The organism is Micromonospora sp. NPDC004336, from assembly GCF_053602615.1.
On sequence record NZ_JBSGDY010000280.1, the window covers coordinates 1 to 4,876 of the forward strand.

The 4,876-nt window shown below is 76.1% G+C and carries 1 protein-coding gene; it reads left to right on the top strand.

All coding sequences use genetic code 11. The annotated features are described in order from the left end of the window. A partial coding sequence (locus tag ACWENR_RS29610) for a type I polyketide synthase (RefSeq protein WP_452280242.1) occupies positions 1–4,876 on the top strand: 4,876 nt, incomplete at both ends.

A 4,876-nucleotide genomic window follows, 5' to 3' on the forward strand; every position in this document is an offset into this window, starting at 1 on the left:
CACGCCCACCGGCGCGGCGCTGGTCACCGGCGGCACCGGCGGGCTCGGCGCCCGCGCCGCCCGCTGGCTCGCCGCCGCCGGAGCCGAACACGTCGTGCTGGTCAGCCGGCGCGGCCCCGACGCCCCCGGCGCCGCCGAGCTGGAGGCGGAGCTGACCGGCCTCGGGGCCCGGGTCACCGTCGCCGCCTGCGACATCGCCGACCGGGCCGCCCTCGCCGAACTGCTCGACCGGGTCGAGGCCGACGGCCCGCCGGTGCGCACCGTCGTGCACACCGCCGGCGTCGCGCAGGCCACCCCGCTGGCCGAGGTCACCCCCGCCCAGCTGGCCGAGGTGACCGCCGGCAAGACCGCCGGCGCGGCCCACCTCGCCGACCTGCTCGCCGACCGGGAACTGGACGCCTTCGTCGTCTACTCGTCCATCGCCGCCACCTGGGGCAGCGGCGGCCAGGCCGGGTACGCGGCCGGCAACGCCTACCTCGACGCGCTCGTGCAGCGGCGTCGGGCGGACGGCCGGGCCGGCACCGCCGTCGCCTGGGGGCCGTGGGCCGACGGCGGCATGCACGCGGCCGACGCGGACCGGAACCTGCGCCGCCGCGGCCTGCCCGCCATGGACCCGGCCGTCGCCATGGGCGCGTTGCGGCAGGCCCTCGACCACGACGACGTCACCGTGACCGTCGCCGACGTCGACTGGTCCCGGTTCGCCCCCGCGTACGCCTCCGCCCGCCGCCGGCCCCTGCTGGAGGGCGTACCGGAGGCGCGGGCCGCCCTCGACGGCGGCGCCCCGGCCGACGACGGCGACGACGGCCCGGCGGCGACCCTGCGCCGGCGCCTCGCCCCGCTGACCCCAGCCCGGCGCGAGGAGACCGTCGCCGACCTGGTCCGCGACCTCGCCGCCGACGTGCTGGGCCACGAGAGCGGGGCCGCCGCCGTCGGGGCGACCACCGCGTTCCGGGACCTCGGCTTCGACTCGCTGACCGCCGTGGAGCTGCGCAACCGGCTCGCCGCCGCCACCGGGCGGGCGCTGCCCACCACCCTGGTCTTCGACCATCCCACCCCGGTCGTGCTGGCCCGCTTCCTGCTCGCCGGCCTCTTCGACGCCGCCACCGAGCCGACCCCGGTCGCCGCGCCGGCCACCATGGACGACGACGAGCCGGTGGCCATCGTCGCCATGGCCTGCCGCTACCCGGGCGGCGTCGACGACCCCGAGCAGCTGTGGCGCCTCGTCGCCGACGGCGTCGACGCGATCGGCGACTTCCCGACCGACCGGGGCTGGGACCTCGACCGGCTCTACGACCCGGACCCGGCCAACCCCGGCACCAGCTACACGAACCAGGGCGGCTTCCTGCCCGGGGCGGGCGAGTTCGATGCCGGCTTCTTCGGGATCTCGCCCCGCGAGGCGGCGGCCATGGATCCGCAGCAGCGGTTGCTGCTGGAGGTCTCGTGGGAGGCGGTCGAGCGGGCAGGGGTTGAGCCTGGGGTTCTTCGGGGTTCGCGAACAGGGGTGTTCGTGGGCACGAATGGTCAGGACTATGGGGCCCTGCTGATGGCTGCGGGGGAGCAGGCCGAAGGGTTCGGGGCCACCGGGAACGCCGCGAGTGTGGTGTCGGGTCGAGTGGCGTACGCGTTGGGGTTGGAGGGGCCGGCGGTGTCGGTGGACACGGCGTGTTCGTCGTCGTTGGTGGCGTTGCACCTGGCGGTGCAGTCGCTGCGGCGCGGCGAGTGCGACCTGGCCCTCGCCGGCGGCGTCACGGTCATGGCCACCCCCGGCACCTTCTTCGAGTTCTCCCGGCAGCGGGGCCTGGCGGCCGACGGCCGGTGCAAGGCGTTCGCGGCGGGCGCGGACGGCACGGGTTGGGGCGAGGGCGTCGGGGTGCTGCTGGTGGAGCGGCTGTCGGACGCGCGGCGCAACGGCCACGAGGTGCTGGCGATCGTGCGGGGCAGCGCGGTGAACCAGGACGGCGCGTCGAACGGGCTGACGGCCCCCAACGGCCCGTCGCAGCAGCGGGTGATCCGGCAGGCCCTCGCGGGCGCCCGACTGGGCATCGCGGACGTCGACGTGGTCGAGGCGCACGGCACGGGCACCACCCTCGGTGACCCGATCGAGGCGCAGGCGCTGCTGGCGACCTACGGGCAGGGCCGCGAGGGCGACGAGCCGCTGCTGCTCGGCTCGATCAAGTCGAACATCGGGCACACCCAGGCCGCCTCGGGCGTCGCCGGCGTGATCAAGATGGTCCTCGCCATGCGGCACGGGGTCGTGCCGGCGACGCTGCACGTGGACGAGCCGTCCCCGCACATCGACTGGGCCTCCGGCGCGGTGGAACTGGCGACGCGGTCGCGGCCGTGGCCGGTGGTGGACCGGCCGCGCCGGGCGGCGGTGTCGTCGTTCGGCATGTCCGGCACGAACGCCCACGTGATCATCGAGCAGGCCGACGAACTGTCCGAGGCCGTCGCTCCGGTCGAGCACGGCCCGGGCCTGGTGGCCTCGGATGTCGTGGTGTGGCCGGTGTCGGCGCGGTCGAAGGGCGCGCTCGCGGGGCAGGCGGCCCGGCTCGCGGACTTCCTGCGCGAGCGCGGCGACGGCGGCGCCGGTCACCTCCGGCGGGCCGCCGAGGCCGTGGTGGATGCGGCGGCGGTGGGCTGGTCCCTGGCCACGACCCGGTCGGCGTTCGACCAGCGGGCCGCCGTGGTCGGTGCGACCGTCGAGGGCCTGCTGGCGGGGCTGGACGCCCTGGCGTCGGGCGCGCCGGCCGGCAACGTCGTCGCCGGCAGCGTGTCGTCGCACGGCGCGGGTCCGGTGTTCGTGTTCCCGGGTCAGGGCGCCCAGTCGGCGCGGATGGCCGCCGGCCTGGTGGGTCGTGCGCCGGTGTTCGACGCGAAACTCGCCGAGTGCCAGCGGGCCCTGGCCCCCTACCTCGACGTCGACCTCGTCTCGGTGCTCACGGGTGAGGACGAGTCGTGGTTGGAGCGGGTCGAGGTCGTGCAGCCGGTGCTGTGGGCCGTCGGCGTCGCCCTCGCGGCGGTGTGGCAGCACGCCGGTGTCACCCCGGCGGCGGTGATCGGTCACTCGCAGGGCGAGATCGGCGCGGCGTGCGTGGCCGGGATCCTGTCCCTGGAGGACGCGGCGAAGGCCGTGGCGCTGCGGTCCCGCGCGCTGACGGTGCTGCGGGGCACGGGCACGATGGCGTCGATCGACCTGTCCGCCGACGCGGTGACCGCCCGTCTCGCGGCCTTCCCGGGTGTGGGCGTGGCCGCCGTGAACGGTCCCGCCACCGTCGTGGTGTCGGGTCCGCCGCAGCCCGTCGCCGATCTCGTGGAAGCCTGCCAGGCTGACGGGGTGCGCGCCCGGCTGATCCCGGTGGACTACGCGTCCCATTCGGTGGCGGTGCAGGACGTGGCCGAGCAGTTGCGTGCGGACCTGGCCGACATCACGCCCGGTCAGGGTGACGTCCGTCTCGTGTCGACGTTGACCGGGGACTGGGTCGACCCGGGGTCGATGACGGCGGACTACTGGTACGACAACCTGCGGCAGACGGTGCAGTTCGACGCCGCAGTCCGCGTCGCCGTCGCCGCCGGCCACACGACGTTCGTGGAGATCAGCCCGCATCCGGTGCTGACGATGCCCGTCACGGCGATCCTCGACGACGCCGGAGCGAGCGGCCACACCCTCGGCAGCCTCCGGCGCGGCGACGACGACCCGACCCGGCTGCTGACCAACCTCGCCACCGCCCACGTCATCGGCCTGCCCGTCGACCTCACCAGGGTCCTCGCCCAGACCGACACCCTCGACCTGCCCACCTACGCCTTCGACCACCAGCGGTACTGGGTCGAGCCGCCGGTCCACCGGGCGCAGGACGTCAGCTCCGCCGGCCTCCAGGACGCCGGGCACCCGCTGCTCAGCGCCACGCTGACGTTCCCCGACAGCGAACGGATGGTCTTCACCGGTCGGCTGTCGGTGCGTACGCACCCGTGGCTCGGCGAACACCGGGTGATGGACAACATCCTGCTGCCCGGCACCGCCTTCGTGGAACTGGCCACGTACGCCGGCGAGCAGGCGGGCTGCCCGAGGGTGGAGGAGCTGACCCTGCTCGCCCCGCTCGTCCTGCCCGAACTCGGCGCGCTCCAGGTGCAGCTCATGGTCGGCGACCGGGACGACGACGGGCGGCGCGCCGTCCAGCTCTACTCCCGGCCCTACCGGGACGGCTCCGACGAGATCCTCGCCGACGTGGCCTGGACCTGCCACGCCACCGGCCTGCTCGCCCCGCGGCCGGCCGAGGGCCCCGCACCCGCCTTCGACCTGGGGGTGTGGCCGCCGCCCGGTGCGACCCGCGTCGAGTCCGACGACTTCTACTCCGGCATCGAGGCGACCGTCTTCGGCTACGGCCCGGCCTTCCGCGGCCTGCGCGCCGCGTGGACCCGCGGCGACGAGGTCTTCGCCGAGGTCGAGCTGCCCGCCGACCACCACGCCGACGCCGGCCGGTTCGGCGTGCACCCGGCCCTGCTCGACGGCGCGCTGCAGGCCATGTCGATCGGCGGCTTCCTCGGCCGGATGGGCGACGGGGCCGACGCGACGGTGCCCCGCCTCCCGTTCGCCTGGACCGGCGTCTCCCTGCTGGCCGCCGGCGCCACCGCCCTGCGCGTGCGCGTCGCGGCGGCCGGCGAGGTCGGCGTCGCCTTCCAGGTGGCCGACGCCACCGGCGCCCCGGTGCTGCACGTCGACTCGCTGATCATGCGCCGGGTCACCGGCGACTCGCTCGGCGCGGCCCGCTCCGGCCGGCACGAGTCGCTGTTCCAGGTGGACTGGCCGCCGCTGCCGGTGCCCACCGGCCCGGTGCCGGCCGCCACCCGCTGGGCGGTCCTCGGCGACGACCTGGCCCTC